Origin of the sequence: Chamaesiphon polymorphus CCALA 037 (assembly GCF_003003845.1) — a bacterium.
In the GTDB taxonomy this organism is placed as follows: domain Bacteria; phylum Cyanobacteriota; class Cyanobacteriia; order Cyanobacteriales; family Chamaesiphonaceae; genus Chamaesiphon; species Chamaesiphon polymorphus.
This window is the reverse complement of record NZ_PVWO01000490.1, coordinates 1-4,303: the sequence shown is the minus strand read 5'-3', so window position 1 is coordinate 4,303 and position 4,303 is coordinate 1. Positions and strand designations below refer to the sequence as shown.

General features: G+C 50.8%; 3 protein-coding genes. All 3 read left to right on the top strand.

The genetic code is table 11. The annotated features are described in order from the left end of the window. On the top strand, positions 1 to 194 hold a 194-nt coding region (locus C7B77_RS25030; protein WP_106311337.1), incomplete at its 5' end, for a mersacidin/lichenicidin family type 2 lantibiotic. 156 nt (positions 195 to 350) lie between these two features. Continuing rightward, positions 351 to 3,662: a type 2 lanthipeptide synthetase LanM family protein gene (locus C7B77_RS25025; RefSeq protein WP_106311334.1), complete on the top strand. Its 3,312-nt coding sequence runs from the start codon at positions 351 to 353 to the stop codon at positions 3,660 to 3,662. A gap of 6 nt (positions 3,663 to 3,668) precedes the next feature. Then, the coding region (locus C7B77_RS25020) for a hypothetical protein (protein WP_146138508.1) at positions 3,669 to 4,303 on the top strand (635 nt) is incomplete at its 3' end.

The following is a 4,303-nucleotide window of genomic DNA, read 5'->3' as shown; positions in this document are numbered from 1 at the left end:
TGTCTCAAGAAAACATTATTCGTAGTTGGAAAAGCTTGGATTTTCGTAATGGTTTAAGTGCAAAAGAGCGTGCATTTTTACCAGAAAATCCGGCTGGTTCTATCGAGCTAACAGATGCGGAACTAAAGTCTGCTACTGGAGCTGCTCGTAATAACCCATGCTCGGGTGCGTGTAATCTATGTGTTGGTCATTAAACGGTAGTCTAATGACAAAAGTGTGCGATCGTGTTACTTAACAGTAAGGCGATTGCACAATCGCACTCATTTTTCTATCAAAAAATATCTTTAATTTCCATAAAAAGGGAGCTTTTTATAATAGCTTAAAAAACCATTAAAATAATATAAATTTGTATGAATCACCCTTACTTTCAAACAGCAGACTGGTATCGGGCAGTCGCTTTATCCGAGCGAATTGCTTCCTCGATCGCCATTGAAGATCGCAACTCAAACCTGGAAATGGATGCCGAAGTGGCTCAACGATCGATCCAGCGGTGGCGAACGCAACCGCCATTCGACAAAGATGACTATTTCGATCGACGGCTGGCGACAGCAAACATCAGTGAAGCAGAATTCCTGCACATTCTCGGCGAACCGATCGAGGCAGTTCGCGATCGCAGATTGACACCACCAAACTGGTTAATTGAATTGGAACGAGCCTTTTCTAATGAGACTGAATTTGAACCAATAGAGATGCCTGACGAGCTAAAAGAAATTCCCACGATCGATTTTTTAAATCTCGTCGAGCCAATAATTCAGCAAGGATGCGATCGCCTGCGAGCGGGAATTCAGAACCTAGTCGCCACCGTTGCCGAACTCCCGTTTGACCCCAACACGATCGAAACCCTTTTATTTACAAATCTCCCCAAGCGACTACTATCGATCGTCAGTCGCACTTTGGTGTTGGAGCTAAATGTGGCGCGGTTGCAAGGACTGCTTCATGGCGATACTCCAGAGCTACGATTTCAAAGTTTTACGCAGCGATTACGTCAACGAGATGTTGCCCTGAGTATTTTGCAAGAATATCCGGTGCTGGCGCGACAAGCTTTCATCTGTATCAACCATTGGGTGACGACTAGCCTGGAATTTCTCCAGCATTTGTGTCGAGATTGGGACGATCTGCGATCGCAGTTATCCCCCAGTCAGCAGCCAGGGGTGTTGGTAGAAGTCAGCGCAGGTGAAGGGGACAGTCATCGAGAAGGGCGCAGTGTCATCATCGCGAAATTCAGTGCGGATTTTCGCGTCGTGTATAAACCCAGATCGATGTCTCTCGATGTGCATTTCCAGGAACTATTGCACTGGGTTAACGAACGTGGAGAGCATCCGCCGTTCCGGTTGCTGAAAATTCTCGATCGCCAGGACTACGGCTGGGTCGAATATGTTGAGGCACAGACATGCTCTACTGAAGCAGAAATTCACAGATTCTACGAACGGCAAGGTGGCTATCTGGCGATTCTGTATGCTTTGGAAGCAACGGATTTTCATCATGAAAACCTGATTGCAGCAGGAGAACATCCGGTTTTGCTAGATCTCGAAGCCTTGTTCCATCCCCGCGTCGGTGGCTTGGATCTGACTCAGGCAGAACAGCTTGCCAATAATATGCTCGGTTACTCTGTCTTTGGGATTGGGTTGCTACCGCACCGGATCTGGTCTACGGCAGAATCCGCTGGCATTGACTTAAGTGGCTTAGGATCGTCTGAAGGACAATTGACACCCCATGAAGTTCCGCGCTGGCAGGGGATTGGCACCGACGAAATGAAACTCATGCGCGAGCGGATTGAGATGAACGCGACCAATAACCAGCCCACACTCAATCACGAAAAGGTAAATGTTCTGGACTACGCCGAGGCGATCGATCGAGGATTCGCCTCTATATACCATTTGATCTTAAACCATCGGGCGGATTTGTTAGCTGAGTCAGGCCCTCTGGATCGCTTTGCAGGCGATACCGTGCGGACGATCGTGCGGGCTACTCGCACCTATGCCCTGCTCCAAATCGAAAGCTCTCACCCCGATGTCCTGCGCAATGCACTCGATCGCGATCGCCTATTTGACAGACTTTGGCTCGCCGTCGAGCATCTACCCTATTTAGCCCAACTCATCGCTGCCGAACAGGAAGACCTCTGGAAAGGGGATATTCCGATGTTTACCACCCGTCCCGAATCAAAGGATCTCTGGACGAGCAGCGGCAAACAGATCCCCAATTATCTAGATCGATCGGGACTAGAATCTGTGAGAGAGCGATTGCAGCAACTCAGCCACACCGACCTAAATCGACAACTTTGGATTATTCGGGCATCTTTGACTTCCCTCTCCCAAGATACCGATCGACCCAAAGCCAGAAATACTACGCGACCGATCGATTCCCTGAAAATAGTCACTCGCGATCGGTATGTACAGGCAGCTAGAGCCATCGGAGATCGCCTCGAAACCCTGGCAGTAAGAGGAGAATCGGATGCAGCCTGGATTGGCTTAAACCTTGTAGACGATCGTCATTGGACGCTAACGCCGCTGGGGGCCGATCTCTATGATGGATTACCAGGCGTTATTTTATTTCTGGCCTATTTGGGCGAAATCGCGCAAGACCCGCGCTATACGCAACTCTCCCAAGCGGCACTACACACCCTGCAACGCATCCTCGCGCAAAATTCCGCCTGGATTACCGAAATTGGCGGTTTCAGCGGTTGGGGGGGCATTATTTATTGCTACACCCATTTAGGCACCCTTTGGGATCGACCCGAACTCCTCGATCGTGCAGAGGAGTATACCAACCTGCTGCCCGAGTTAATCGATCGAGATCGACATTTTGACATCATTGGCGGTGCCGCTGGTTGTATCGGTGGATTACTCGCACTTTACAGCCAGCGACCTTCCCAGCAAACATTGAAGGTTGCCCTGCAATGTGGCGAACATCTGATTGCCCATGCCCAGCAACTAGAACGGGGATGTGGATGGCGTAATCCCAAAATCAGCTCCCAGCCGCTGGCAGGCTTCTCGCATGGAAATGCCGGAATTGCTTGGGCTTTGCTAGAACTGGCTGCCCTCTCTAGTGACGAACGCTTTCGGAACATTGCCTTAGACGCGATCGCCTACGAACGCAGTCTCTTCTCCCCGCAAAAAATGAACTGGCCAGATCTGCGCGAATTTGAGACAACCGTGCGTAACAGTATCGGCGAATCTTCGGCGGAAATGCCCGAACGCGATTGTTTCATGCACGCCTGGTGTCACGGTGCTCCAGGGATCGGTTTAGCGCGTCTGCAATGTTTGCAACACCTGAACGATCCAGCAACATCGATCGAGATTGATGCAGCACTGCAAACGACCCTAAATCGGGGCTTTGGCCGCAATCATTCCCTCTGTCATGGCGACTTGGGCAATCTAGAACTCCTGCTCCAAGCGAGTAAAATTCTGGGGGAACCACAGTGGCAAGTAAAGTGCAATCGCCTTGCCGCCACAATTCTGGGCAGCATCGATCGAGATGGATGGCTCTGTGGCATTCCACTGGCAGTAGAATCTCCCGGACTAATGACTGGCTTGGCCGGAATTGGTTACGGACTATTGCGGCTAGCAGCACCCGATCGAGTACCTTCGGTGTTAGTTATGGCACCTCCAGTCACTCGCCCCCAGACTGCCAAGACCGAATCGATCGCTAGCATATTTGGGTAGAAAAACATGAACGATCGACCCAACCGCTCTATTTTTCGATCGGATGCGATTCGTCGTTATGCTGCCAGCCGCGAGGAAGTTGTGCTGCCGCGATGGATCTCTCCCAGCAGTTTTCTCTATCTATGGCTACTCCTGGGATCACTATTTGGCGGGATTTTCCTGGCCTGGTACGCGAAGGTACCCGTTTTTGCTACTGGGAAGGCCACGATCGTCCGGTTGCCAGCTCGAACTTCAGGAGGTCGGGAAGAAGTGGTAATTGCTGCATTCTTTCCCGCTCGAACGCGATCGCAGTTACAGCCTCATCAGCCGCTCCGACTCCACTTCGAGGGAATATCCAGCCTCGATCGCTCGAGCGGACTGAGGCTCACCGCTAAACCTGAAATTCGCAGTCCTGAAGACATCCGCACCCAATTTGGACTAGCTACTAGTACCGCTTTGCAAATCGATCGACCTGTGGTTATGGCGATCGTCCCCCTAGATCCCGCCGTTCTAGACCTCCCCACCACAGCTTATATCGGCAGTACGGGCACAGCCGAAATTGTAGTTGGCTCGCAGCGGCTGCTGTCACTCTTGCCTTGGATCGGTTCTCACTTTGACGTTCCTGGATTAGGGGATGATTCTGGATCTTTTCTTTCCAGTCC